A 26344-nucleotide genomic window follows, 5' to 3' on the forward strand; every position below is an offset into this window, starting at 1 on the left:
AAATGGTGTCCATCATGATCTATTCTCGCTGGCTGTATACCGAGCATGAGCATCCCCATGATAAACATGGTGAGGGTGCATACACTATTTTCAGCACTCAGCAGACAAGGGACGTTAATTCCATGCCTCTTAGTGCAGTTTCTTTGCAGAAGCTTGCTGTTCTATGGGAAGGTCGCCCCGACACTCGGGTAATCGACTTGATCGAAGAAGGCATCATCAAAGGAGCGCTAGCCCCTGTAAAGCTGTTACATGCTTCTGAGGGCACACTTTTCATCGCATACGACTCCATGCTGGACGACGGCCATTATGAAGAGTTTGTAAACGTTTGGGCGGATATCGCATCTGGCGCTTTATATGACTGCTGGACGGCAATATTTATTGGTGATCTTAATGTAACCAATCGAGTCGAGAGCTGTAGGCTGTTTAGAAATTACGCTCCCGAAATCTTGGAGAACAATGTATTAGGCATTACGGACTTCACATCCGATATGTTTCTGTTTTGGGATGAGTGGGATCCTGAAAATATTTTCGGATCAGAGCCTCAAGAAGAGCCTCAAGAAGGATCTGAGGGTCGATACGATTTTGATTCATTTGATGATGACATTAAATTTTAGTGCCAGCAGTCGAATATTTTCTTGTACGCGCCTCCTCCAGAGGACGGCTGTCGTGAACCAAGCCTCGGCGCAGGCGCCGGTCATGGCCCTTCGGGCTTCCATCCTCGCGTCTGCGCGCTCCGCTTACTAGCAGCGCTCAAGCCGGTGCTGCCCACTTTTAGGAGTAAAAAGTGATTACGCAGAAGAAACCGCCCTCAATCCGTACCTGCTCCCGCTTCTTCCAGCCGGAGTACGACATGGTCAGCAAGAAGAATGGTGAACTCAAGTACACCGTTTACGCGGCACCTCAGCGCTTTAGTGAGCAGCTAGAAATGCAAGAACTTGGACTGCAGCGGTTCGCAATCCTTTGGGACAAAAACCCGCAGTACGAAATTTTTGAGTTAATCGATCGGGCATTGGTAAGTGATCTTCTATCACCCGTTTCGATGCTTCATCTTTCCCCAGAAAAACTAACCATCATCGCTACTCTGCCGAAAGGTAAAAACGCTGATGTCATTTCTTTCACTTACGATCGCCGGTGGAAGGAGTATCCCTTGAAAACCCAATGGCAAAGCTGGGAGTTGCAGCGGCTAGGCCCAGATGACCTCCTATCATTGGAGACAAATAGCGTACTTCGTCTCAATGGGCCACATATTTTGAGTACCGAAAACTTTGGAGTTTACGCTTATGAGGAGATGTATTTTGCCTTCAAGGATATTGAATTATAACGAAGTGAAAACTGACATTTCACTATTTTGATGCACTAACAAATTCCTAGCCTACTGAAGCAGAATTAGGTGCAAGACTCTTAAAGCAACGCTATCACCGCAAACGAGGCCCGTCTTATGGAACATACGTTAAGTACGACAATATCTTGCAGCGTGAAAAATACGGCAGCCGACACCTCTAACGACCGGAGCTTGCGATGATCCTTCCCATTTTTCCCGCTGATCTTGAACGCCATAGAGGCATGCAGAGAGCTGCTCGCTTCCTCATCGAAACCTGGCCTGGCTTAAAACCAATCATGCATACCCAAGCATTAGAACTGCTCTCTAAAGGTCTAGGCTACCGTAGCTATAGTCACGCCACTCAGCTTGCATCGTCCTGGACTGATGCCCGACCTGACATCGATATCAATTTGATCGAGTGGAGTCTCTCGCATGTACTGAGCGATGAGTTTCAAAAGCCCGGAAAACCTAGCGTCAGCATCAACCTAGGCAATCTCTTCGCCTACATTCAAACCGTCCCCTTGCACCACCTGACGGTCTTCAAGCGCTTTCCTGAGCTATTGGAGCGGAGGCATTCATTCCAGCTTCCTCCACACGACGCTCAATCACCATTCGGGAGGTATCAACATAGTGCAGTCATACCCTTGGCGGGCGACTGGCGGACTCACGACAACGATGACAGTGACGAGTCGGGCCAACCCTGATGAAACTCGAGTAACGGCTTCAACTACTGAAAGCCATTCGCGCCCTTAACAGGAACAGTGGCGAATGGGACACCAAATTGGCACAAGGAATTCGAATTCATGAACGACGACTACGTTGCCAAAGCCAAACGCCTTCTGCGTGAGATTGGCGTCCTTCAGGTCTCGGAAGGCTCATGGGCATTCACGAATGTTCACACTGCCAGCCATGCCTACATCCACCACTCGCACGAACCAGCCGCCCTTGCTGCCTTCGCGGCAGTTAACTCCAAGTTCGCTGCTGGCCGTTTTCCCCGCAGGACGTTGGTCGATATGGTGGACAAAGTGCCTGACATGGACGGTGCCGAGCTTACGGCGCTGGCGATGGTTTGCGGTGCTTCAATCCCTACGCTCTCCAGTGCCTCAGATCGCGAAATTATTTTTGGGCCCGCAGTGTGGAGCATCGTAGAGGCTTACTCGCTTGAAGGTTGTTTTGAGCGCGTCGAACACGACGAAGACAGTCAAGGCAGCCATTACAACTTGCGGCCTCGCGGCTTCAATTGGGCTGGTGGAAAAGAGCCTGTCCCCGAATCCTTGAAGGCAATGCGTAAGAGTTATCGCGCAATGTCGCCGCTACAACAGATCATGGTTTTGACGATCATGCACTTGTACTGCCCGGGTGAAGACAAGACATTTCTGACTGGGGGCTGTCCGACCAAAATACATGCCGCCGAGGCAATGAGCATCCTTCGCGACGATGGGCCGGCGCTTTCGGCTTGGGGCCACCTGGTTACTCATTATGCGGGCTGGTGAGAGGCTAAATGGTTTTGGGCGTGCCCCTAACCGGGGATGGCTGTCGTAAACCAAGCCCACGCGAAAGGCGTTGGTCTTGGCCCTGCGGGCTTCCATCCGCACTCCTGCGCGCTCCGCTTGCCTGCCCCCTCGCTTTCTGGGGTCGGTAACGTAGTTTTGTGCGCTGTAACGTAAGCAGTGTTACAAAGCACGAAATTACGTTACAGACCATTGATTGCAGACGCCGACGCCGAATTGACCCAAGTACCGACGCAAGACTGCCCTACCCCAAGTAGGCAGAAATCCAGCATAGGCAATGGTTCGCGAGGAATAAGACTGGGTCAGTGACATCTCGGCCACTGGGTCAATTCGGCGTCGGCGTCGGCGTCAACAAGCTACGGCAACTGTCGCAGATCGAGGGCTTTCCCAGGAACATCCAGCGGAAGTAAGTAACTTCCTCAATTAGGAATCGCAAACTGGTGCGCGACGATTTGCTGGCTGCTAAACCGCTGTCGAAAAACGCAAGGAGCGGGACAGTGATGAGCGTCGCCGGCGATTACGCTAGGAAAAAGCAGCGTCGATATTATCGTCTCGCTTGTTCAGGGGGCGTCTTCTCGTTTCCAGCGGAGCGCTCTATGATTGAGGGGTAACTCACGCTAGGAATTGCCATGTCCGGTCGGAAACTATTCGGCCTTGCCGTAATGGGCTCGGCCGCAGCTTACTCCGCTCACTTCGTTGTAGTGCAGATTGAATACCTGCGTGAAAAACTCTCTCCGCCTACAGTGGAGTCAAAGGTTTCTCCAGAGTGGCCAGGAACAGTACCTAGACTTCCTCAGCTTGAGGCTCCGCCTAAGGTCAACTTACAAAATGGAACTCCCCAACCCAGCGCCATTTTTCGTGCCGAGAAGTAGTCAGCGCCCTATCACAATATTTTCACAGCCGCTGGCGTACGGTGGATTTAGCTCCTTTTGTGATTCCTAGCCCGCGCTCCCCATCGCGGGCTTTTTTTCGTCTGCAATAAGCTGGAGGTATCCTGGAGTGTTGGCAATCAGCGCTGAGCTAGTCGCTGAGCAACAACTCACCGTGGCTAAAAGTCACCCGCTATCGGGATGGCGCCTTTGCAGCACTAGGCAAACACCGTGCAGGCCGTCTCTCTCCCCATGTCGTTCCGTTTTAAGATCTGGAAGTCAACAGGGAATGCAATGCGCGTTTCTGTCGAAAAGTGCTTATCAATGATCTCGACTACGACAAACTGAACCAGCTCGCCCAGAGTGACCTCCCCGGTCTCGGCTGCGCCTGCAGCCGTTGAGCCAGCTCCAAGACGGCCGCGTGCTGGATTTTGTGGGCGGTCAATGTTTTGTGGTCTGCAGTCGCCAGAATGTGTTCCTCATGCGCAAAATGGTAGCGTACGTGCGCCAGCAGCCGATCCAGTACCTGCATCTGACTGGCATCGCCTTGCTGGTGAGCGGGGCGTGTATGCAGGCGGAACAGATCATTCGCCAGCCTGAACAGTTGCTGGTGCTCTTCGTCGATGTCGGGGTGGCCACTGGCGTACTCATCACGTCACTCCAGGTAAACCATACTCTGCTCATCTGGCTCTGCCTGCGCGGCAAACACCTCCACCGTGTTCCTGCCGCCCTTCTTGGCGCGGTACATGGCTTCGTCGCCAAAGTGCAGTAAATCGCGCACATTGTCCGCCTGGTCGGGGTACATCACCACGCCGATACTCGACGAAATATCCAGTTCCACCCCGTTACCCATGACAAAAGGCTGTTCAAGCACGCAACGGATTTTCTCTGCGACCAGCACGGCATCGTCTGTGTTCTGGGCATCGGGCAGGAGGATGACAAATTCATCGCCACCGATGCGTGAGGCGGTATCAGAGGCACGCAATACCGATCCCATACGAGATGCAACCTGCGTCAATAACCAGTCTCCAGCGGCATGCCCGTGCTGGTCATTGACCGCTTTGAACCTGTCCAGATCCACAAAGAGCAGTGATAGCTTGCGTTGTTCACGTTTCGCCAGTGCGAGCATCTGAGCCAGCCGGTCTTCCATCATTCGGCGGTTGGGCAAACCGGTCAGCTGGTCGAAGAACGCCATTTTGCGGATGCTGTCCTCGGCGGCCTTACGCCGGGTAATGTCCCGGGAACTGCCAACAATGTGGGTCGGTCGGGAGGCGCTGTCGAGCATGATATTGGCGACCGTCTCGACTTGGACGCGATGGCCCTCCTTGTTCCGGACTTCCAGCTCGAGTTCGATGAAACAGGCCGTCAGGTCACCTTCGCCAACACGTCGAACATGCTCCTCCACTGTATCGCTCCACCGGCGTAACTCCTCCACAGACATCAGCTCGTCCGGTGGCTGGCCGGAGAACTCTTCCGGCGTCCAACCGTACAGCCGTGCAATCGAGGGACTCATATAGCTATAGGTCAAGTCCGGATATTGCATCACCCAGATCGCATCGTTGCTGTTTTCTGCGATCAGGCGATACAGGGCCTGGCTTTCCTGCAAGGCGTCAGCCATACGCGAGCGCTCGATGACCATCTGCGCAAGTTTGGCGTAATCCGCCAGCAGGGCGAGATCATCGGCATCCGGTGCGGCGGGTTCACGCTGATACAGGTTGAAGACACCGAGCACCTTGCCCTCATTGTTTTTGATCGGCTGGGCCCAAGCCGCACGCAGCCCCATAGCGAGCGCGGAGTCACGAACAGCGGCAATATCCGGAGCAGCCCAGTAGGGATGGCTGGCGATATCCTGAATAATGACGGTTTCCCCACGATGAACTGCCATTACCGCAGACCCACTCATCGCCTTAATCGGGAGCCACGCCGTGGCACTCAACCACGCTTCAGGCAAATTGGGAGCGGCACAGCCAACCAGCGCCTGGCCATTATCTGCCAGCAGAAACACGGTGCCCAGCATCCCGGGACGATAGTCTTCGATGATGCGCAGCATGGTATTCAACACTTCAGGCAACAAGGCATTCTGGCCCAGTTGCTCCAGCACCTGATTGTTTAGCCACAGGGAGTGATTGTGTGCTGCCAGGGCTTTTTCGGCGGCTTCACGGGCAACGGTTTGTTCATGCAACTCGGTCACGTCGGTCGAAAAACCGATCAGGGCCGGCGGTTGACCCGGCAGGTGCACCGGCACCTTGATCGACGCGTAGTAACGAGTTTCCCCCTCCGGTGTGATGAAGACTTCCTGGCCGCTTTGTTTACTGCCCGAGTCGAACACTTGGCGATCCATGTCCCAGTACTCATCGGCAAGATCAGGCGCCATGAAGTCGAGGTCTCGGCGGCCGACGATTTGTTCGGCGGGCAAGCCGAACAGATCGGCAGTCTTGGCGTTGACGTAGAGGAAGCGGCGCTCGCTGGACTTGAAATACACATAGGCGTCTACGTTGTCGAGAACCAGATCCAGCAGCGTGCGTTGCTGATGATTCCGACGGAAAAGCCCCAGCAGCAGCCACTGCAAGACACCTATGCCGGTAAACGCCAGCACCGAGAAGGCTACCTGGAGTCGCCAGCTGTACAGGTACTCATCCTTGCTCGCCGCCACCACTTGCAGCCATTGACGGTCGCGTTGCGGGGCTAACACGGCCAGTCGCTCCAGGCCGTCGCTTGGGGATCGGTAAGATTTCACATCCGGCCCGTACCGGGTGTCTTGAAACATTGAGGGGTTGACGACCTTATGCCCCTCGGCAACTGAATTCTTTCCATGCGCATAGCGATACAGCCATTCGTGCGTGCGTTGATCAATAAACCCCAGGATGCCGTCCTGGCCCAGATCGAACCCCCGCGCGGCATCGATATTGAGCAACGCCGACAAGCTGTGCAGGCTGGTAAAGCCGACCACAGACCCCAGCAACTGCCCGTCCGCCGACCTGATCGGCCTGAATAGCGTAATCCCTCCGCCACCCAGTTCGGGGGCTTGCGGACGGGGAGCAAAAAAGGTGACGAACTCGGCCCCACCCGCCAGGGCCGCCTGATAATTGGGCAAGTCCTTGAAGGAGCGTTTCGCCGATACGCCCGGCAACAGGACTGATTCCAGCGGCACGCTGGAGTGATTGGCAATGATCGTGCCCTCCGCGTCGAGGACGACGACGGTATCTAGCCAGGCTTTCTCCACTTCTTTTACCAACAGCGCATGCAGGTGTGGGGTACTCCGCCTGTCACCCATGGTCTGCACGGCCTCACCGACCGAAGCGAGTTGGTAATTCAGCGTGGTTTCGAGCAGGTCAAAGCTGCGCCGATGCATCGCCGACACGTTTTTCAGGCTCTGCACCACACCCGCTTCAATCCAGCGGTGCTCTTGGCACAGGTAACCCGCTGCAAAGGCGCCCTGAACCAGCAGCACGAGTATCAGCAGGCCAGGTTTAGCGGCCAGGTGGGAGAAAAACGACCCCATGAAAGATTGCAAACGCGCAACAGAACCAATCATATAACCATCCTAGAAAATCCGTGCCGGTTATAGGCGAGGGCTCGGAACTCCGGCAGTACTGCTTCGCGGATCGGGTCAAAGGTTCGCAGCTTCTGCTGGGTGTTCACGGTTTCATCCTCGGTGATTTTTTTGGCTGTTCATTGGCCGGGAGGATTAAATTTTCAAGGCGTCTCATGCTGCGGTGCCTACAGCCGCCTTCTCTGATGACTCCCCATAACGGAAACACCTTGATGGCTGGGTGTGGCTCCTTGGTGCTTACCAGAGGCCGCTACCTCGCTGATTACCGTCCGCTTGGCGGGCTTATGCCCCGTGGTGTTGCTCTGTGCCGCGCCACAATTTGCGAATCACGAAAACGTGGCTCATACGGAAAGAGTCATTCGCCAACAAGGCGTAGGGTTGGCCGCAGGTTCGGCCCGAATAGCGCACCAGGTGCGTACGGATCGGGTAACAGATGCTCCGGGCATTCTCTGATGAAGCTCATCGTTGCGAGCTGGCAGGCGTTGAACAGCGGTGCGCCGTTCCATTCTTGGCCTCGGCGAGCGGCGCTGTCCTCAAGCGCGTAGGCGAACGCCAAATCGGTGAGGGTGTCCAATCCATCGTTGCGCGCCGCCTCCCGCTCCACAGTGTTTATCGACAGCAAGTCGCACATCCGATCAAACCCAAGCCCTTTGTCCAAACCTTCGGTGTCCATCACCAACGAACGACCGATGCCAGCGAGCACCGTGCGCAGGTCTTCCCGCTCCACCCGACGGTGGTCGTCAGCTTGACGCTCGATCTGGGCGATGGTGCTGGCGGTGAATGGCAGGTACTGGCGCAATTTGCTGGCCTTGCGGCGCATGGCTCTACGTTCTTCGCGAATTGAATCGAGCCGCTTACTGAACTCGCGGCAGGTGCGTCGAGTAGTGATCAAACGGGTGCTCATGCTGGCGCCTGGCTTCATGGCAATGTCCACCAAGGCAATAACGAGGCTGGTGCTCATGAGAGAGTCTCCAACGGTGCGTGGTCGTCGCTGGCTCGCAGGTCAGCTTCCGTCAGGTATTAGGGCATGCCCCGCCCAATATCCGCTCTGAATTGGCATGTATTGCGCTCAGTCGAGCGATGAAAAACGATGATTTTCATGAAAGGGTCTGGTGCGATGCACAGCTATAGCGCGAACAGAGAGCAAGCCCGCCAAGTAAAGGCAATGGATTGCCTCCCAGTCGAGTTTTTGGTTGTTATGGTTTTCCTAAAACTTGAAATATGGGAATGACACCGCTAAACCTGTAAGTCGTTCATGGGGGAGTAGGAAGAGATAAGATGTCCGTTCGATTCGTAGTGGTAAACGCAAGACCAATGGAGCACGGCCAAGACAGCGGTAGCGCAAATCCAGCAAGTTGCGTAGCTCGCGGCTATCTAATCCTGGACAGGCATCAAGACCAAAGACTTCCAGACTGCTATATGAGCCGCAGTGAGGCCCAAGATGAATGCGATAGAAGAAATGAGTCGTAGTGTCGAAGCTGCGGTACTGTAGCTTCTGCAGGTTTTGCATCAGCTACGCAGCCATCAGCAAAGAAAGCTTCTTGATGTAAGCCGCATATTGGGAATGGATAGCGTCACTGGTTTTCCCAAATAACACCACGGATAGCTCCTCATTCTTCCAGAGCCCGCCAGCTGTGATGTTCGCCGAGCCGACCATGGCAATGAATGAATCGCCCTTGCGACCGTAGAAAAGCTTCGTGTGAAGGTAAGGAGTTTCCACGTTCAAGTGAGTGAGGCCTGGCCTTGCTTGTAACGCTGCCACACAACCAACCTCGGCATGCAAAGTGTTGGTGTAGATGGCAACCTTGGCCCCTCTAGAAATAGCCCCATCAATCATCGGGAGTATCTCGGCTAGGCCGCACATCTTCATCCAGCCTGAGCAAATGACGATGTCGTCATATAGCCCAAAAATATTCCTCAACACTGTTAGGTGGGATTTGCTTTTCCGAACGTTGGTAACGATTTTCAAGAAGCGCGATCCTTTCTGGTTACCGTCCGCCAGGCGCGCAGGTCAGCGCCAGTCCGGTATTAGAGCGCGCTCCGTCCGCATTTGCTCTGAATTGAAATGTATTGAGCCCAGCCGGGGGATGAAAAACTGTGATCGTCGGGCCTGGTGCGATGAATACCCGTTTCGATTGAGTGTCCGGATAGCGTGGAGTCTGCAGCCTTGGCCTGCTTGCGAATTGCGGCGTCGAATAGCACGAACAGCTTCCGATACCTTTTGCTACGCTGCCCTCTTCCACTGAGGAATCGCGATGTCGAACGCAGACCTACTCCCTTCCCTACTATTCAAGATCAACGAAAACCAACTCGCCCTCGAGGCCGCGATCATGGAGCTCACGCTGTGGGTCGAGCAACGCGGATCAGCAGAGGTCGCTGGCAATGTTCGTGGTGCTTTAGCCACAATCAGCAGGAACGAAAAGTTCATCAATATGACGCTCGCCATGCTGATGGCACCCGAGTGATCGGTTACCCATCTTGCTTGGACAAAAACCAATTCACAGCACCAGTAGCGCCTCGTGGATCTCAATGGCCGGAATAGCTTCTTCCTTGCGCTTGCTGGCAAGCCAGATCCTTGTTTTGCTCACATCGAAGATTTGCCCCTGCTCCATCAGCGTCAACACGAGTGCATCTGCGACTCGATAGCGACCACAGGCCGGACAATCTCTCTCCTCCCACGGGCCAAGACACTGAATGCGTTCAGCGACACCTGCACAAACAAGACAGCTCATGGATCACCATTATTTTTTTATTAGTTTGTAGCTGATCCGTAGTTTTTTCAGCCGCTTTAATCTAATAACTCACCGCGCGTTCAATTACCAGAGACCACAGTCATAAGTCGGAAGATACCTGACTTATTCCATTGGGACGTACCTCAGCTCAGGCCCCGCAGGCTAAAAACAAAATCTGGCTATTCTGCCGGTGGCAGTTCCCCTCCCAGCTCGACGGTCTTTCCCATAGGACGGCGGGTGAATCAAACAGCGCGTAACACACAGCATCGTGCGGAGTAAGACAATTAGCGGGATGCTCAAACACCTTTTTTTGAGCTTGGAAGCGGTAGCAAATCGTAAAGCCCATGGCGCATCTCCAGCACAACAAAAGTAAATAGCTGTTACTAAGTAACACTTCGTTAACTTCCGCCAACGAGCGGTGCCGCGTCGATCCATAACCACAATTTCGCAACAAGAAGATCTAGCCCCTCCCAATCATCCATCCCCAGAATCCTTGTGGAGTTGAGGCCGCGCAGATAGCTCCTGAGCGCCAGTCAGGTATTTGAGCATGCTCCACTCCCATCCGCTCTGAATTGAAATGAAATGCGCCCCAGCCAAGTGATGAATAGCTATGACTTTCGGGCCTGGTGCGATAAACACACGTTTCGGTAGTCAACATAATCGGCGGAGAACTGACGCTCAGGATTGTGCAATTTCAAACCCCTGCCCAACGACAAATCGGTTTGTCCGAAGAGGGCATGATGATCACGCAAAAAAAGAGTCAAGCCATGCAATGCGCAATCCCGGATCAATGGTCATGGATTGTCACGAAATGAAAAAGCGCTGTCGCCAAATGAAACATTGGCAATCCCCCCGTCTATAGACTCCTTTTCACGGTCTGCGGAGCAAGCCCCACTCGGCGGTGCGCCCGATCAGCGCAATGCCGGCCGTATGGTCTTCAGTCCTGAAGGAGAATAAACAGATGCGTGTAGAACAACTCACTGCCAATCTTGAAGCTGTGCGGATAGGCATGCGGCTCATCAATGCCCCACATGACGGTTCATTCAACGAGATCGAGAGACTTCTGCAGCGCAAAGCGCTGTTCACGCTCGATCGGGACGCTTTCCATCCAGATTACATGGCCTTAGCCCTGCACTTCGGTGCGCGCGGGGACGATTGAGTATTGGTATCGCTCTGTTGGACGAGGAATCGACCTTGGTTTCATAGGAACTGCCAGATTTTACGTAGCAGCGCAGACTTCAAAACGGTACCTGCGTTTTTACACACTCTGGGCCTTTTTCTGCCGGTTATGGTTACGGAACATGCTGGACAATTCCGATGCAAATGGGTCGTCAAGTCAGTGCAATTACCCATTTGGTATTACCTGATCTGGAAAAACACGCGACCTAACCTTAGTTTTCGACAGAATAGAGGTAGCTACGCAAGGCGTGTCCGCCGGGCGCTTACGACCTATTACGCTACACGTTTTGCGAAGACCAAAAACGTGTCGCTACTTTGATCCCACTGAGATCTCGCTGACTGGTTGCCACCTACCACAGGCTTCTCCTTTTCGCCTTTTGTCCAGAGGTGGGGCGTGGCAGTCGAGTTTTCCGACCTAGTGTATTGGCTCTCTCTCCGTTCTCTGGAGCCACAGAAGCCGACCACTTAGCTTAACCATTAGGCCCAATTCGGTCGCAGGTAACCAAACATGACTGAACACTCGTTGCACTCTTCATACCGTGAAAAGCTAATCGAGCATTTGCTCATCGGTGAGTTGTTGAAATTCTCATGGAAAACCAAAGATTTCAGTCTTGAAATATCTAAACCTGAGGTCGACAGATCTGGCTACGATATCATTGCCGAAGCAAATGGCATTATTCGACACATTCAACTAAAAGCCACCTTTATTGGATCGAAGACGGCAACACATAAAATCCATATTTCGCTGGCAAAAAAACCGTCTGGCTGCGTAGTTTTAGTTTACTTCAATAATGAAACACTTGAGCTTGGGCCATATTATTTTTTTGGCACTAGCCCTGGCCAGCCACTAGCCAGTCTAGAGGATCTAAAAACCGCCAAACACACAAAAGGTGATGCTGCCGGTTTAAAATCAGAAAGGCCGAATATTCGCATATTGAACAAAGGCAGCTTCATTGAATTGAAAACCATACATGAGTTATACAGCCAACTATTTGGAAACGCCTGATAGTATCCCCTTAACCGTTTACCTATCCCTTATCGTAAGGGGAAACGGTATCCCGTCTGTTGGCGCCGACGCCGAACTGATCCAGTTGCCAAGATGTCACTGACCCAGTCAGTTCGTCCGGAACGAATTATCTACGCGAGATTTCTGCAGATTTAGAGGTGGGTCAGTCTTACTTCAGCACTGCGTCCGCGTCAACAGCACTGTGCACCGTCATAAATTGTCTCAGCTTAAGCCCGTCCCATTGTTGAAATCGTTTCCTTTTGCCGGTACTTGTAGGTCACCAATGTCAGCACAGAAAGCACCCATGCACGCAAGATTCAGAGTAATTGAAACCACCATACTGGTGGATGGCAGCAAGCGATACAGGGTTGTTGATCTTGTCGAGGGAGGGGCAGCCAGCAAGCATGGCGTGTTCAAAGTCAGGACAGACGCGGAGGCTGTTTGTACGACATTAAATGCTGAGCATCCGAGGCAGTTGGCAGTGCGTGATTCTGCACCGCGCAGTACCTACTGAGCAGGTACGGTAGCTGGGCAGTTCGCTGACCTGTTGCTGGATTTCGGCCACTAACTCAGCGTCGTTCATAAGCCTGCGTCGCCGTGTTTTGGGTGATACCAATTGTTTGATTCGAACCGTTAATTGCGAGCGCGCCACACCGAGACATTCGCTGACCAGCTTCACTGGTCGTCCCCCGGCAACAAGGGTGAGTGCGCAATCCATTTTCGCGACAGGGCGATCTCCACGGCCTCTTTGAGGATTTCTGCTTCCATCGTCTTCTTGCCCAGCATCCGTTGCAGTTCACGAATCTGCTTGAGTGCATCGCTCAGCTCAGAGGCCGGCACCACGGCTTCACCAGCACTGACCGCCGACAGGCTGCCGTCCTGATACAGCTTGCGCCACAGGAATAACTGGTTGGCATTGATGCCGTTGCGCCGAGCAACGACCGACACACTTTGTCTTGGCTCAAGGCTTTCGCGAACCATGGCCAGCTTTTGCTCTGGGCTCCAGCGGCGCCGCCGCTCCTGACCCAAAAGCTCCCCACACTTATCGTTGCTGTTAGTCATAAACATAACCGTTTGCCTATCCCTTATCGTAAGGGGGAAACGGTGTCCCTGTCTGTCATGGGGCTCGTTCACGGGCCTATGGTTACAGCTAACTGCCGAGGCTTGAAAATAATGTTTAGAATGAATTTGCGTAAATACAACACTCCCAGCGGAAGTCTTCTCGACTGGACGAGTGTTTGGACATTATCGGGAGACTTTGTGGTTTGTAACGGGTGCAAGACTATCCAGATTATTCGGCATGCCGAAACACCTTTCCAGCATCATGCTGAATGTCCTAAGGCCAAAAAAAGTACTAATCCCTGGGGAGACCTAAGGCACATATTGGGCAGCATTCCAATCACTCCCAGTTAAAGCTAGCGGATGCGTCCGGCCATCTCGTTCTGCGCAACTAAACCGGTTGGCTGCAGCAAGAGCGATCGTGCGGCGTATGCTGCGAGGAAGTCTTTCATCAATACCTCAACGAGTGTTTCAGCGGACGCTGCGAATCCCTGACGACAACAGGGAGTACCCACTGCCGCCTGGAAAACTTGCCACTGAGAATCTCCAGACAGGAGCGACTTGCCGGTTCAAAGCAACGGAGACCACACGTGAGAAAGCTTCCTATGAAAATCATCATCGAAGAATGGGACGGCGACGGCGCCATTCGAATTCCCGATGAGGCGTTGCAGGAGCTCGAGCTGGATGTCGGCGACGCGGTGTACCTGATAGAAGAATTTGTCGGCAACACGCGCTGCCTTGTCCTATCAAAAACACCTCAGATTGCGGATCGAATAGACGAGCTCACTGAAAGCTGGGATAGCGGACGCCAGGGCAACGCCGAGGACAAATGAGAAATTTCCTCCACATCACTCCGAGTGCCCGCGATGAAGTTCGTAAGGTTGATCCGCCACGCTGAGAGCGCCGCGAACGCCGGCCTTGCCACTACAGCGCGAGACTCAATACCGCTGACTGAAAAAGCCGGCTACAAGCACGGCGCTTGCGGACTCCATCACGTCCGCACCCGACCTGATCATCTCCTCCCCCTTCCAACACGCCATCGCAACCGCACTACCAACCACTGAACACTTCTCTCATGTCCCATTCGAAATCTGGCCCGTTGAAGAGTTCACGTATTTGACCCCAAACCGTTTTGCCGGCAGCACCCAAGCCGAGCGAAAACCATATGTTGAGAGCTACTGGTCGAACGGTGATGCGTCGATGGTCGACGGGCCAGTTGCCGAATCATTTGAGCATCTGCTCGGGCGCGTAGATACGGTTAAATGGCATTAAATGGGTGTGAATGGGTGTGTAATTGGTCTTTGAGACACTCACAGCTAAATCATTGTTATGAAGGGCATCAACACGTACTGTCTGCCAAGCAAAGACTTGAAGTACCACTTCGTCATCGATATGACGAGCATGCGTGATGTAGCGTCGGACTAACTCAAGGAGCATCATGAAAGCCATACAACTGCAACAGCCCGCTGGTCTGGATAACCTGCGCTTGGTCGACATGCCTGCCCCGGGTGCGCCCCAGGAGGGCGAGATTCAGGTGCGGATTCATGCTAGCTCGCTCAATTACCACGACCTCGGCGTCGTTACCGGCCATGCCCGCGCGGAAAATGGGCGCATCCCCATGTCCGATGGTGCCGGAGTCGTCACCGCTGTCGGCGAAGGTGTGACAGAGTTCGCCGTTGGCGATCACGTGGTGTCGTGCTTCTTCCCCTTCTGGCAATCGGGCCGCGTCGTGCCCACCACCTTCCAGACGGTGCCTGGCGATGGCGTCGACGGCTTTGCCCGCGAAGTGGTCAACATGGCCACTGATGCCTTCACCCTCGCGCCCAAGGGCTACACCCACGAAGAAGCCGCCACGCTGACCACGGCAGGCCTGACCGCCTGGCGTGCGCTGGTGGTCGACGGCCGCATTCAGGCGGGCGATACGGTGCTGGTGCTGGGTACCGGCGGCGTTTCCATCCTGGCGTTGCAGATGGCCAAATCCATGGGTGCCCGTGTGATTGCCACGACCTCGTCCGAGACCAAGAGGGAGCGCCTACTGGCCCTGGGTGCCGACCAAGTCATCAATTACAAAAACCAACTAGAGTGGGGAGACTCCGTGCTGGACGCCACAGAGGGGCGTGGTGCCGACATAGTGGTCGAAGTTGGCGGCCCGGGCACATTGCCCCAATCCATACGCGCCTGCGCACCCGGCGGCCATATCGCGCTGATCGGCGTGCTCACCGGTATTTCCGGCAGCGTTCCAACTCTGGAGTTGATGCGCAAGCAGCAAACCCTGCGTGGCCTGATCGTCGGCAGTCGCGAGCAGCAGCAGGACATGGTGCGGGCGCTGGAAAACTTCAGCTGGCGCCCGGTCATCGATAGCCGATATCCACTGGAGCAGATTGCCGAGGCCTTTGCCCACCAGATCACAGCCAGTCACTTTGGCAAGATCTGCCTTCACTATTGAACTGAAAAGCCCGTGGTGCGGAAAGACGCCGAATTGACCCACGCGCCGACGCAAGACTGCCCTACCCCAAGTAGGCAGAAATCCAGCATAGGCAATGCTTCGCGAGAAATAAGACTGGGTCAGTGACATCTCGGCCACTGGTTCAATTCGGCGTCAGCGCCAACACGCAGCGCACAGTGAGGTCTGCGGGTGTTACCTCATCGCCGAAAACGTGGGCAAAAGCGAGTAACACGGAAACAAGTTGTCAGGCTTGGGCCGACTGGAAAACCCGAAAACTTATCAAATCATTGATTTAAAAAGGTTTTAAACAGTTGGCACGAATCCTGCTTTCTCTATTGCACAACAAGAACAAAAAAAGCGACAAACCTGATAAAAATAAGACGTAACGACTCTGACATCACAAAAACAACACGGCAGAGGCGCAGCGAACAGATTTTTTTGGAGAAGATGTGCTTTTCAGGGTGCTTTTCGGAGTAACCCATAACCGGGCAGAGAACAATAAAACTACCCTCAGGTAGCTCCCGAACTGGTTGGATCGCTTAGCGAAAAAGCAGATCAGCGCTCAAAAAAATATGTTTGCTCTTGATCCCTGATGGGGATCGACAAAAACAGCGGTAAAGGGAAACGGTTTCCAAAAACAAAAACAGACCGCCCCTCAATAACAAAAAAAGAGCACGCGCAACGACAAATTAAAGGGGAGTTTCGGCTCCCCTTAGTGCTGTCTGGCATTTGTATTTTCCACAGACTAACCCTGTATTCCACCCCCTATCCCTAATGTGAGAGCGGCCCTGCTCCCAGCCCTTCAAGATCAAACAGAACCAGCTTGCCCTCGAAGCCGCGATCATGGAACTGACGCTATGGGTCGGACGGCGCGGTTCAGCGGAGGCTGCTGGTCATGTTCGCGGTGCTTTGAACACCATCAGTAAGAACGAGAATTTCATGAACCTAACGCTCACCGTGCTGATGGTACCCGAGTGATCGGGCATCCATCTCGCTCGGACAAAACCATTTCATGGCACCAGTAGCGCCTCGTGGATCTCAATGGCCGGAATAGCTTCTTCCTTCCGCTTGCTGGCAAGCCAAATCCTAGTTTTGCTCACATCGAAAATCTGGCCCTGCTCCATTAGCGACAACACGAGTGCATCTGCAACTCGATAGCGACCACAGGCCGGACAATCTCTCTCCTCCCACGGGCCATGACACTGAATGCGTTCAGCGACACCTGCACAAACAAGACAGCTCATGGGATCACCATTATTTTTTATTAGTTTGTAGCTAATCCGTCGTTTTTTTCAGCTGCTTTAATCTAATAACTCACCGCGTGCTCAATTACCAGACGCCACAGTCACAAGTCATAAGATAACTGACTTGTTCCATTGGGACGTACCTCAGCACGGCACCGAGCCCATGGATATCTGGCTCAATAGCGGGATCTGTCCTTACGAAGGAAATCCCCGATACCAAGGGCTAATTATGTATTCAGCCAGCCAGCCCGCTTGGCAGCGGGGAGCCGAGGCAGTATTCAAGAACATGGGGCTCTGGCTCACCATCACGTAGCAATCCTCATGCAGGACATCTTTGACATTTTTGTGGGTTTTGACTGACAGGTTTAGTCGCTCTTTACCGATCATAGTTACGTAGCCCACCTACTCCACGCAGCGCGACATCAATGGATCCCTTTTTTGTAAATATCTATTTTCGTTCGATTATCGAACAACTTAACAATTCTACTAACATATTGTTATAAAAGGTTATTCTTGATTTTTTAGAAAGAAATCAGACAAAACTCCATATAACCCCTCTTCACAATGGATCCATAAATTGATTCACTGGCCCCGCACGGTGTCAGGTATTGCGCCTGCCCGCTCATAAAAATAATAGGGTGTCGTGATGAATCACTTCTCAATCGGGCACAAGCTTCGGCTTGCACCCACCTTCGTGTGCCTCCCTCGCTTTATCTTTACGCAGCCTCATCTCGAGGGGCAGCCATGAGTGTCGATCTGAAGAGCGTGGTAGATGAGCGTCCCATGGCGCGGTTCCAATGGTTGGCCGTGGGCATCTGTATTGTTTTGAACATGATCGATGGCTTCGACGTGCTGGTGATGGCCTTCACGGCCTCCTCGGTGTCCGCCGAATGGGGCTTGAACGGCGCGCAGATCGGACTGCTGTTGAGTGCCGGACTGTTTGGCATGGCGGCAGGCTCTCTGTTTATCGCACCGTGGGCGGATCGCTATGGTCGTCGGCCATTGATCCTGTTTTGCCTGCTGCTCTCAGGGGCCGGCATGCTGTTGTCGGCACTGAGCCAGACGCCGGTGCAACTGGCGCTGCTGCGTGGGTTGACCGGCTTGGGTATCGGCGGAATCCTGGCCAGCAGCAACGTGATTGCCAGTGAATATGCCAACAAACGCTGGCGAGGCCTGGCGGTGAGCCTGCAATCTACCGGTTATGCCTTGGGTGCGACCTTGGGCGGGCTGTTGTCGGTGTGGCTGCTGACGCACTTTGGCTGGCGTTCGGTTTTCATATTCGGTGGAGCCGTGACCCTGGCGGTGATTCCACTGGTATTGATGTACTTGCCTGAGTCGTTGGACTTTCTGATCGCCCGCCGCCCCGAGAATGCCTTGGCACGCATCAATCGACTGGCCGCCCGCCTCGGCCAGCCAGCACTGCGCGAACTGCCCGTCGCCATCTCCGCGCCGATTTCAGGCCGTGGGCGCCTGGCGCAGTTGCTCTCACCTGATTCACGGCGCACCACCCTGCTGATCTGGCTGCTGTTCTTCCTGGTGATGTTCGGCTTCTACTTCGTGATGAGCTGGACGCCGAAACTGCTGGTTTCAGCAGGGCTATCGGCACAGCAAGGCATCAGCGGCGGCGTGCTGTTGAGCGTCGGCGGTATCTTCGGCGCGGCGCTGATTGGTGGCATGGCCTCGCGCTGGCGGCTGACCCGGGTGCTGTCGCTGTTCATGCTGATTACTGCGGGCCTGCTGGTACTGTTCGTCGGTTCCGCTTCATCAGTATCCATGGCACTCGGCCTGGGCCTGTTGATCGGGCTCTTTGCCAACGGTTGCGTGGCTGGCTTGTACGCGCTATCGCCGATTGTCTACGACGCATCAGTACGAACAACAGGGGTCGGTTGGGGCATCGGTATCGGACGCATCGGCGCGATCCTTTCGCCGACCGTCGCCGGCCTGTTGCTGGACAGCGGTTGGCAGCCACTGCACCTGTACGGGGTTTTTGCCGTGGTTTTCGTGATTGCCGCCGCCGTGTTGCTGCTACTCAAGCTCAACACCCAAGTGCAACCTGCTGCCGAGCTCAGCCACGCCTGACGCAATGCAAAGAGGTAGCGAGGCCTTGCCTCGCTACTGACTACTACCCCCAGGAATACAACAATAATGACTTACCTTCCTCTCCCCCGGGCCCTGCTCGGCGGTGCAATAGCGCTTGCCTTATTACCTTCAGCGTATGCCGAGAGCAGCGGCTTTTTCGAGAATTCCAAGACCAGTCTGTTGCTGCGAAATTACTATTTCAATCGTGACTACAACGATCCCGGCGCCAGCAAGAGCAAGGTAGAAGAATGGGCCCAGGGCGCTATCCTCAAGTTCAATTCCGGTTACACCCCTGGCGTTCTAGGCTTTGGCCTTGACGGTATAGCGATGCTGGGTATCAAGCTCGACAGCAGCCGTCAGACCAGCGGTTCCGACCTGCTGCCGGTGCATGCAGATGGTCAGTCCGCCGACAGCTACGGGCGTGCAGGGGTGGCCGCAAAAATGCGCTTGTCTGACACTGAGCTATTTCTGGGCGAGCTCATGCCCGATGTTCCGCTGCTGCGCTACGATGACGGACGCCTACTGCCACAGACCTTCCAAGGCACCATGCTGGTGTCCCGAGAGCTACCCGGCCTGAGCCTGCAGGGTGGGCAATACACCGCCACGAGCCTGCGTAATTCCTCAAACATGCAAGACCTCTCTGCCTGGGCTGCGCCCACCGTTACCTCAGACAGTTTCAACTATGCGGGCGCTGAATATCGTTTCAATGAACAACAAACCCTGATTGGCGCTTGGCACTCGCAACTCGAAGACATTTATCAGCAAAGCTATCTGAACCTGCTACATAAACAGAAGTTTGGTGACTGGACTCTCGGCGCGAATCTGGGCTACTTCATCGATAACGATGACGGCAGCGCCCGTATTGGTAACGTTCAAAGTACTACCGGCTACGGGCTGTTCTCGGCCAACCTGGGTGGCCACACCTTGTATCTGGGGCTGCAAAAGGTCAGCGGCGATACCAGCTGGATGTCCGTGTATGGCAGTAGTGGGCGCACCTTGGGCAACGACATGTTCAACGGCAACTTCAGTAACGCCGACGAGCGTTCCTGGCAGGCTCGCTATGATTACAACTTCGTCGCCGCCGGCATCCCCGGCTTGCTGCTGATGACCCGCTATGGTCACGGCGAGAACGCCACCACCAAGACGGGTAGCAATGGCAAGGAATGGGAACGTGACACCGAGGTCAGCTACACCTTGCAAAGTGGCCCGATGAAGAACCTTAGCGTGCGGGTCAACAACGCCACCAACCGTCGCAGCTTCAACAGTGATTTCGATCAGACCCGCTTGATCGTCAGCTACCCACTGTCTCTCTGATCCTCCCGCCAGGGGCGCTAGTCGCCCCTGCATCCCCCCCCTTCCTTGCGTTACTATGGCGAACCACTTTCTGGAAGTCGCCTGCATGAGCAAACCGGGTCAAATGGTGCTAGTCGCACTGCGCAAAATGATCGCCTCGGGAGAGCTGGCGGCTGGCGAGCGGCTGATGGAGATTCCGACGGCGGAACGCTTCGGCGTCTCGCGCATGCCGGTGCGCATGGCCTTTCTTACTCTGGAACAGGAAGGTTTGCTGGTGCGCCATGGCGGAAGGGGCTATCAGGTGCGCTCGGTGAGTGCCGACGATATCGCCGGAGCCGTGGAGGTGCGCGGGGTACTGGAGGGGCTGGCGGCGCGGCAGAGCGCCGAACGCGGATTGACCGAGCAAGCACAGGCGGCGCTGCACGAATGCCTGGTACAAGGCGATGCGTTGTTCGACAAAGGCTACGTGACAGAAGAAGACCTTGAGGCCTTCCATGACCTCAACATGCGCTTTCATCAGGTGATCGTCGAAAGTAGCGCCAACCCGGCCATTGCCGAAGCCCTGGCACGAAACGACCATCGCCCCTTCGCTTCAGTGTCAGCGCTCGCTATCGATCGTGAAGACATGGCACGCGAATACCGGCGCTTCAACTTCGCTCACATGCAACACCATTCGGTCTTCGACGCGCTGGTCAGTCGCCAGGGCGCACGCGCTGAAGCCATTATGCGTGAACACGCCAATGCGACCTTGCGTTACGCCGAGGTATTCGGCGCGATCAGCAATAGCGAACGGATGAAAGTGATCGCGCGCGGCGAATAACCGACTCGTTCAGAGATCCAACACCAACAGCGCCGATTTAGCCCTCGAACAGCAGGGCGTGAACTGATCATTGGCCGCTTGCTCTTCTTCGGTGAGGAACAGGTCACGGTGATCAGGCACCCCTTCCAGCACACGGGTCAGGCAGGTTCCGCAGACGCCCTGCTCACAGGAAATTGCAATCTCGACACCGTGACTTTCCAGCACCTGAACCACAGTCTTGTCAGCCGGAATATCAAACACCTGCCCGCTACTGCCAAGCTTGACCTGGAACGTCCCATCGTCACGCGTATCTACCGGCGCTGCGGCGAAGTATTCACGGTGCAACTGCCCATCGCTCCAACCTTGGGCCTTGGCGCTATCGAGCACATACTGCATGAACCCTGAAGGGCCACAGACATATAGGTGCACGTCCGGCCCCGGATTAGCCAGGATCTTGGCGGCATCCATACGCGAATCGGCTTCTTCATCGAAATGCAGGTGCACGCGATCAGAAAAGGAGGCCCCTTTGAGTCGCTCGGCAAACGCCGCACGCTCAGTGGAGCGAGCGCAATAATGCAGCTCGAAATCGGCACCGCTGTGGGCCAGTTGCTCGGCCATGCAGAGAATCGGAGTGATGCCTATGCCGCCGGCGAACAACAGGCTGCGCCGTGCCTCACCCACCAGCGGGAAGAGGTTACGCGGTTCGCTGATGAACAGCCGATCACCACTGTTGACCTGCTCATGCATGCCCTGAGAACCACCGCGCGAGGCCGCGTCCTTAAGTACACCGATCAAGTAGCGATGGCGCTCTTGCGGGTGATTGCACAGTGAGTACTGGCGGATCAGTCCGCTGGGCAGGTGCACGTCGATATGGGCCCCGGCACTGAAGCTGGGTAATACCCCGCCCTGTGCACAGGTCAACTCGTAGCTGCAAATATCCAACGCTTCGTTGTTGCGGGATGTCACGACGACTTCAATCATGGCGAACCTTCAAGACCGGCCACCGCAGTGGCCGCGAACAAGATCAATGGGAGTGGACGGGCGTATTGCTCAAGGACGCTCCCTTCGCTATTTCACCGCAGCAATCAGCTCGACAGCCGGTGCTCGCTCACGGGCAATGATGCGTTCCAGCACGCGCCTGGACTGCACGCCACCGGCATCAATATTGAGCTTGAGCAAGTTACGCTCAGGATTGGCCAGCAGGTTTTTCTGCTGCTGTTCGAGCATGTCCAGGTCTTCGCTGAAAATCTTTCCCTGGCCCTCGCGGATGGAGGCGGTGAGGGCTTCGTCGTGCGGATTGAAGTTGCGTGCCATACCCCAGAAATACCAGATCGAGGTCTCGGTTTCCGGTGTAATGAAGTCGACCACGATGCTCGCGGCTTTGTGTTGCGGTTCGGCGTTGTAACCGCCCTTGCCGGCGTGGGCCACGCCCACTTCGATCAAGACGTGACTGGGTGGACTGAAGCGGCAGATCTGCCAACGATCCACCGGTACGTCGTCGGCCAGGTTATTGCCACGCAGCGCCATGCGCCAGAACGGTGGCGCCATGATGTTTTCCATGTGCCGTGCGGTGACCACTTCGTCACCTTCCACGGTGGTGACTGGCGGCGCCTCATCGATCTCTTTCTGGCCAATGCTCGAAGCGTGCACGTAGGTTTCGTGGGTGAGATCCATCAGGTTATCGATCATCAGTCGATAGTCGCAGTTGATATGGAAAAGCCCACCGCCATAGGCCCACTCATCGCTGACAGCCCATTCCAGATGATGGATCAGGTCTGGGTCAGCCTTGCCCTGCTCCCCAGGCCAGACCCAGATAAAACCGTAACGCTCTTCAACCGCGTAGGTCTTGTTGCACGGAAAGCCCCGGACGCGCTGACCTGGCATTTCGACGGTTTTGCCGTCACAGCCCATTACCAGGCCGTGATACCCACAGACCAGGTTGCCATTCTCGACATACCCAAGCGAAAGGGGGGCGCCTCGATGTGGGCAAAAATTCTCGACGGCGGCAACGCGCCCTTCATGGCCTCGATAGAAAACGATTTTCTCACCGCATATTTGCCGCCCAAGGGGCTTGCTAGCGATCTCGTCGGGGGTGCAGGCGACATACCAGGTGTTTTTCGGATACATGCGAATCTCCGGAGCAGGCTTGTTGTTATGGATCCATTTGATCGGATTAGTCGGATTTTAGTCAAGGTTTATGTGATAAATAACGATCAATGGATCCATTAAGCCAATTCATCAATATTCAACCTTTCGAGCACCTTATATATGCGAAGGCGCTTCCATCCCGATCCTGCCGTGGCATCCAAATCCGATTCGACGTAAATCGCCCACAGGGCACTCTCCTGCTGGTCACTGGTGAGGCCGCATTGTGCATTTGAAAGGCGGGTCGCGGCGCACATTCAGCCAACGCATCGCGGATAAATCCGCTCCGACAACAACGCGTCCGACTGCCGATCAAGCAGAGCAGCTGTCTTGCGACTAGCTTTACCTCGAACACTAAAGCCTCCGCCCACAACTCAACCAGGTAAAGGTTCGTTATGACTAAAAAAATCGACCTGACGATCACCCACGATTACCTCAATCCGTTTGCCTCGCCGGACAACCCCAAGTTAAGCCCCGAACTGGTGGACTACCTGTCGGATAGCGCCTGGTACCACCCCGAGTTGTGCCTGCAGATTCGCTGCCCGGAAGATGAGCGAGAACGCCTGCAGCAAGCCATCAGCAATACCTTTGCGGAAAAGAGCGAACAACTCAGAGGGGATATTCGCACCCAGCGGCTGGTAGCGCTGACACTCCTGGGCTTGGCACTAGCCTTGGTGCTGGCAGGCACGGCTCTGGGCATTGAAGGCACCATCCCCGTGGGAGTTGTTACCGTCACCGCGTGGATGCTGCTCTGGCGCAGCGGGGAGATATTGTTTCTGGATATCCGCAGCGCTAACCGGCAGCTGCGTAAGTACCAGCGCCTCGCCAACGCATCAAAGCAGTTTGATTGAGGTTGATCATTCCCACTACGTGTGGGACTGCCGCCTTCGCTACTCCAGTACCCACCGACCAGCCACTGCGCCCGCGAAGCCCCGCAGCGTCGCAGCTCGTAGGATGGGTTGAACGGAGCGATACCCATGCGGTTGCGGCTCATCTATGTTCGCGTCGAAGCCGAACTGAGCCAGTTGCCGAGATATCACTGACCCAGTCTGTTCCTCTCGAACCATTGCATATGCGGGATATGTGCAATTTTAGAGATGGGTCAGTCTTGCTTCAGCCCATTTCCCAAGACTTGAAAAATTGGCGTGCCCCCGCTAAATCTATAGGTCGTTCATATGGGGAAGTAGAGAGACAAAATGTCCGTTCGATTCGTAGTGGTAAACGCAAGACCAATGCAGTACGGCCAAGACAGCAGTAGCGCAAATCCAGCGAGTCGCGTTGCTCGCGGATATCTCATCCTGGACAGGCAGCATGACCAAAGACTTCCAGATTGCTATATGAGCCGCAGTGAAGCCCAAGAAGAATGCGATAGAAGAAATGAGGCGTAGCGCCGAAGCTGAGCGACACTCGCCTGAGTGATCGGGTAGTTTTGATAATTGGCGACCGGAAAAGCCAGGTGTACCTGGACATACACGTGAAGACGTTACCTCGAGCCGGGCTAAAGCCCGAAGAAGCGATTGCTAGATAGCGTTAGCTCCCTCAGCCCGACAAAACGCCTTATGAATCTCACACAAGCCCCCCTCTCCAGTCGACCGATAAGATCGAGCGCAAGCCTCCGGCGTTGTCACCTGCGAAATTGCACTCCACTTGACCACCTGACGCATCGGTACTGACCGCTCGTTTGAATTGCACTTGACCAGGCATTTGCATTCGATCTGATCACCGATTGCAGCGGTTTTGACCAACACGCTTTGTAACCATGATCGGCTGAGAGCTCCTCATAGTTGCGTGTACGGCCATGCTGTCGCAGGGTTGCTAATAACGTGAAATCGAAGTCCGCAAAGGCCGGATTTTGGGTTCCATGCTGGATGATTGTCATTCCAGCAACGGCTATTGATGGCTGCGGGCTTCGAGCACTCATGCGGTGATCTCACTTGCCCCAAGGAGCATGTGGCTATTCATCTCCAGTTTGCCGTAGCATCTTTACATCTCCTGGTCGGTAAATTGCACGGCTGTTACGGTTGCAGGAGCGTTAGGATGCATCGAGTTTGAAGAAGTTCTTCCAACTGTCTTGATGTATCCAGGTGCGCCATCGGCAGCATTGTTGTCTTCAGCTGCTGGAGCCGAGATTGGCGAGGCCTGTAAGGCAGTAGGTTCGCCCACGGTGCTGATCCGATTTTGCTTTTTAGGTGGGTCTGCAAGCGCTGTCAGGCAGGCTGCGGATAGCAGCGCTACGGTCATCACGCTCTGTATGGTGGTGCTCATTGTCGTACGCCTCCGTTAGAGTCGCACATAGAGTTTGGACTACAGGGGAAAAAGAGTGACTGTGGTCGACAGCCGGCTTTATTCACTGATGACTCAGGTCTCAACCGAAGCTTTTCGACGAATTAGTTTCAATCAGGTACGCGGGCTATTTTTCTCCTGAGATGTACGCTTTCTGCACGCCCGATCATGATCACAAATGCATTGCAATTGGTCGTTTGTAGACGCTGACGCCGAATTGACCCACGTGCCGACGCAAGACTGCCCTACCCCAAGTCGGCAGAAATCCAGCATAGGCAATGGTTCGCGAGAAATAAGACTGGGTCAGTGACATCTCGGCCACTGGGTCAATTCGGCGTCAGCACCAACACTCTGGCGGACATTCAGGGGGTTTCAATCTCCGACGCGTACTTTTCTGCTTTAGAAAACACGGCCGACTTTTTCAACAGAATCGGCCAGAAGCGGTCATTCAAGACCCTATTACACTATCAACCACACGCGCTTTTGATATCCGATGGGGGCCCACCTATGCAGTGGCAGGTAGAGGTGTACCAGAGAGGGAATTGACGGACACGAAGAATTCATCAATATGACTCTGGCGGTGCTTATGGCGCCAAGGGAATCAGACCTAGAAATCAAGAGTCAGCCGCGCTTCCTGGCCCGACGAGACGATTTCCCATCTGAGGCTGCTATGAGAGGGATTAACTCTATCGTCAGTCTTATGCCTCAGTAGAGTACGACTCACATACCTTGGACTTGCCCCTACAAAACCGGACACCAACTCCCCGTTAAATTGATGCAGCTGCCAAGCGCCTGAACTCCCTCGGTGAGCGATAGTTCAAAGCG

The 26344-nt window shown here is 54.6% G+C and carries 20 protein-coding genes and 2 pseudogenes; 13 read left to right on the forward strand and 9 right to left on the reverse strand.

The features are described 5' to 3' along the window. The first annotated feature begins 14 nt into the window (after positions 1-14). From J2Y56_RS19380 to J2Y56_RS19395, 4 genes are all read left to right on the forward strand, one after another. Positions 15-614, forward strand: coding sequence for a hypothetical protein (locus tag J2Y56_RS19380; RefSeq protein WP_310352048.1), 600 nt, complete (start codon positions 15-17; stop codon positions 612-614). A 170-nt stretch (positions 615-784) separates the two neighbouring features. After that, positions 785-1321: a hypothetical protein gene (locus J2Y56_RS19385; protein ID WP_310352051.1), complete on the forward strand. Its 537-nt coding sequence runs from the start codon at positions 785-787 to the stop codon at positions 1319-1321. 197 nt (positions 1322-1518) lie between these two features. After that, positions 1519-2025 (forward strand): hypothetical protein, encoded by a 507-nt coding sequence (locus tag J2Y56_RS19390; RefSeq protein WP_310352054.1) that lies wholly within the window; start codon positions 1519-1521, stop codon positions 2023-2025. A gap of 99 nt (positions 2026-2124) precedes the next feature. Continuing rightward, positions 2125-2814: a hypothetical protein gene (locus J2Y56_RS19395; protein ID WP_310352057.1), complete on the forward strand. Its 690-nt coding sequence runs from the start codon at positions 2125-2127 to the stop codon at positions 2812-2814. Between the two features lie 1221 nt (positions 2815-4035). Here the strand turns inward: J2Y56_RS19395 and J2Y56_RS28525 are convergent. The 4 genes and pseudogenes from J2Y56_RS28525 to J2Y56_RS19410 all read right to left on the reverse strand — a co-directional run. Further along, positions 4036-4341 (reverse strand): annotated as a pseudogene (locus J2Y56_RS28525) (bacteriohemerythrin); the annotation flags it as partial. Between the two features lie 15 nt (positions 4342-4356). Next, positions 4357-7236: a diguanylate cyclase gene (locus J2Y56_RS19400; RefSeq protein ID WP_310352059.1), complete on the reverse strand. Its 2880-nt coding sequence runs from the start codon at positions 7234-7236 to the stop codon at positions 4357-4359. 373 nt (positions 7237-7609) lie between these two features. Continuing rightward, a complete protein-coding gene (locus J2Y56_RS19405; RefSeq protein ID WP_310352062.1) occupies positions 7610-8215 on the reverse strand; it encodes a hypothetical protein in 606 nt (201 codons plus the stop codon). Positions 8216-8767: 552 nt separating this feature from the next. Continuing rightward, positions 8768-9223 carry a phospholipase D family protein gene (locus J2Y56_RS19410; protein ID WP_310352064.1) on the reverse strand — a complete coding sequence of 152 codons (456 nt, stop codon included), beginning with the start codon at positions 9221-9223 and terminating at the stop codon, positions 8768-8770. A 286-nt stretch (positions 9224-9509) separates the two neighbouring features. On the opposite strand from J2Y56_RS19410, the gene J2Y56_RS19415 reads away from it, so the two are divergent. Next, a complete protein-coding gene (locus J2Y56_RS19415; RefSeq protein WP_310352067.1) occupies positions 9510-9719 on the forward strand; it encodes a hypothetical protein in 210 nt (69 codons plus the stop codon). A 33-nt stretch (positions 9720-9752) separates the two neighbouring features. Here the strand turns inward: J2Y56_RS19415 and J2Y56_RS19420 are convergent, their stop codons facing one another. Next, positions 9753-9878, reverse strand: a complete 126-nt coding sequence (locus J2Y56_RS19420) for a hypothetical protein (RefSeq protein WP_310352069.1) — start codon at positions 9876-9878, stop codon at positions 9753-9755. A 1069-nt stretch (positions 9879-10947) separates the two neighbouring features. Between J2Y56_RS19420 and J2Y56_RS19425 the strand changes: the two genes are divergently transcribed. Then, positions 10948-11145, forward strand: coding sequence for a hypothetical protein (locus J2Y56_RS19425; protein WP_007944291.1), 198 nt, complete (start codon positions 10948-10950; stop codon positions 11143-11145). A 528-nt stretch (positions 11146-11673) separates the two neighbouring features. Next, positions 11674-12171 (forward strand): hypothetical protein, encoded by a 498-nt coding sequence (locus J2Y56_RS19430; protein ID WP_301157988.1) that lies wholly within the window; start codon positions 11674-11676, stop codon positions 12169-12171. 523 nt (positions 12172-12694) lie between these two features. Here the strand turns inward: J2Y56_RS19430 and J2Y56_RS19435 are convergent. Continuing rightward, positions 12695-13233: pseudogene (locus J2Y56_RS19435) on the reverse strand (transposase); the annotation flags it as partial. Positions 13234-13835: 602 nt separating this feature from the next. Between J2Y56_RS19435 and J2Y56_RS19440 the strand changes: the two are divergent. The 5 genes from J2Y56_RS19440 to J2Y56_RS19460 all read left to right on the forward strand — a co-directional run bounded on the left by J2Y56_RS19440 (position 13836) and on the right by J2Y56_RS19460 (position 21112). Then, positions 13836-14063, forward strand: coding sequence for an AbrB/MazE/SpoVT family DNA-binding domain-containing protein (locus J2Y56_RS19440; RefSeq protein WP_310352075.1), 228 nt, complete (start codon positions 13836-13838; stop codon positions 14061-14063). Positions 14064-14668: 605 nt separating this feature from the next. Further along, a complete protein-coding gene (locus tag J2Y56_RS19445) occupies positions 14669-15676 on the forward strand; it encodes an NAD(P)-dependent alcohol dehydrogenase (protein WP_310352077.1) in 1008 nt (335 codons plus the stop codon). A gap of 1988 nt (positions 15677-17664) precedes the next feature. Then, positions 17665-18999, forward strand: a complete 1335-nt coding sequence (locus J2Y56_RS19450; protein WP_007945097.1) for an MFS transporter — start codon at positions 17665-17667, stop codon at positions 18997-18999. A gap of 66 nt (positions 19000-19065) precedes the next feature. Further along, the gene (locus J2Y56_RS19455; protein WP_310352079.1) at positions 19066-20313 is read left to right on the forward strand and encodes an OprD family porin; all 1248 of its coding nucleotides are present in this window, start codon (positions 19066-19068) and stop codon (positions 20311-20313) included. 85 nt (positions 20314-20398) lie between these two features. Continuing rightward, positions 20399-21112, forward strand: a complete 714-nt coding sequence (locus J2Y56_RS19460) for a GntR family transcriptional regulator (RefSeq protein WP_310335667.1) — start codon at positions 20399-20401, stop codon at positions 21110-21112. 9 nt (positions 21113-21121) lie between these two features. Here the strand turns inward: J2Y56_RS19460 and J2Y56_RS19465 are convergent, their stop codons facing one another. Continuing rightward, positions 21122-22072: a PDR/VanB family oxidoreductase gene (locus J2Y56_RS19465; RefSeq protein WP_310352081.1), complete on the reverse strand. Its 951-nt coding sequence runs from the start codon at positions 22070-22072 to the stop codon at positions 21122-21124. 87 nt (positions 22073-22159) lie between these two features. Then, on the reverse strand, positions 22160-23218 hold the full coding sequence (locus J2Y56_RS19470; RefSeq protein ID WP_310352083.1) for an aromatic ring-hydroxylating dioxygenase subunit alpha: 1059 nt from the start codon (positions 23216-23218) through the stop codon (positions 22160-22162). A 413-nt stretch (positions 23219-23631) separates the two neighbouring features. Between J2Y56_RS19470 and J2Y56_RS19475 the strand changes: the two genes are divergently transcribed. Next, positions 23632-24087 carry a hypothetical protein gene (locus J2Y56_RS19475; RefSeq protein ID WP_007945090.1) on the forward strand — a complete coding sequence of 152 codons (456 nt, stop codon included), beginning with the start codon at positions 23632-23634 and terminating at the stop codon, positions 24085-24087. 1132 nt (positions 24088-25219) lie between these two features. Here the strand turns inward: J2Y56_RS19475 and J2Y56_RS19480 are convergent. After that, the gene (locus J2Y56_RS19480) at positions 25220-25501 is read right to left on the reverse strand and encodes a hypothetical protein (protein ID WP_007945089.1); all 282 of its coding nucleotides are present in this window, start codon (positions 25499-25501) and stop codon (positions 25220-25222) included. Between the last annotated feature and the right edge of the window lie 843 nt (positions 25502-26344).

It is taken from the genome of Pseudomonas sp. BE134, assembly GCF_031456105.1.
Taxonomy (GTDB): Bacteria; Pseudomonadota; Gammaproteobacteria; order Pseudomonadales; family Pseudomonadaceae; genus Aquipseudomonas.

What these genes read in the sequence shown, in the direction of transcription:
- J2Y56_RS19380 (WP_310352048.1), top strand. Translation starts at nt 15, where the DNA reads ATGATCTATTCTCGCTGGCTGTATACCGAGCATGAGCATCCCCATGAT.
- J2Y56_RS19390 (WP_310352054.1), top strand. Translation starts at nt 1,519, where the DNA reads ATGATCCTTCCCATTTTTCCCGCTGATCTTGAACGCCATAGAGGCATG.
- J2Y56_RS19395 (WP_310352057.1), top strand. Translation starts at nt 2,125, where the DNA reads ATGAACGACGACTACGTTGCCAAAGCCAAACGCCTTCTGCGTGAGATT.
- J2Y56_RS19400 (WP_310352059.1), bottom strand. Translation starts at nt 7,236, where the DNA reads ATGATTGGTTCTGTTGCGCGTTTGCAATCTTTCATGGGGTCGTTTTTC.
- J2Y56_RS19405 (WP_310352062.1), bottom strand. Translation starts at nt 8,215, where the DNA reads ATGAGCACCAGCCTCGTTATTGCCTTGGTGGACATTGCCATGAAGCCA.
- J2Y56_RS19415 (WP_310352067.1), top strand. Translation starts at nt 9,510, where the DNA reads ATGTCGAACGCAGACCTACTCCCTTCCCTACTATTCAAGATCAACGAA.
- J2Y56_RS19425 (WP_007944291.1), top strand. Translation starts at nt 10,948, where the DNA reads ATGCGTGTAGAACAACTCACTGCCAATCTTGAAGCTGTGCGGATAGGC.
- J2Y56_RS19430 (WP_301157988.1), top strand. Translation starts at nt 11,674, where the DNA reads ATGACTGAACACTCGTTGCACTCTTCATACCGTGAAAAGCTAATCGAG.
- J2Y56_RS19440 (WP_310352075.1), top strand. Translation starts at nt 13,836, where the DNA reads ATGAAAATCATCATCGAAGAATGGGACGGCGACGGCGCCATTCGAATT.
- J2Y56_RS19445 (WP_310352077.1), top strand. Translation starts at nt 14,669, where the DNA reads ATGAAAGCCATACAACTGCAACAGCCCGCTGGTCTGGATAACCTGCGC.
- J2Y56_RS19450 (WP_007945097.1), top strand. Translation starts at nt 17,665, where the DNA reads ATGAGTGTCGATCTGAAGAGCGTGGTAGATGAGCGTCCCATGGCGCGG.
- J2Y56_RS19455 (WP_310352079.1), top strand. Translation starts at nt 19,066, where the DNA reads ATGACTTACCTTCCTCTCCCCCGGGCCCTGCTCGGCGGTGCAATAGCG.
- J2Y56_RS19460 (WP_310335667.1), top strand. Translation starts at nt 20,399, where the DNA reads ATGAGCAAACCGGGTCAAATGGTGCTAGTCGCACTGCGCAAAATGATC.
- J2Y56_RS19465 (WP_310352081.1), bottom strand. Translation starts at nt 22,072, where the DNA reads ATGATTGAAGTCGTCGTGACATCCCGCAACAACGAAGCGTTGGATATT.
- J2Y56_RS19470 (WP_310352083.1), bottom strand. Translation starts at nt 23,218, where the DNA reads ATGTATCCGAAAAACACCTGGTATGTCGCCTGCACCCCCGACGAGATC.
- J2Y56_RS19475 (WP_007945090.1), top strand. Translation starts at nt 23,632, where the DNA reads ATGACTAAAAAAATCGACCTGACGATCACCCACGATTACCTCAATCCG.
- J2Y56_RS19480 (WP_007945089.1), bottom strand. Translation starts at nt 25,501, where the DNA reads ATGAGCACCACCATACAGAGCGTGATGACCGTAGCGCTGCTATCCGCA.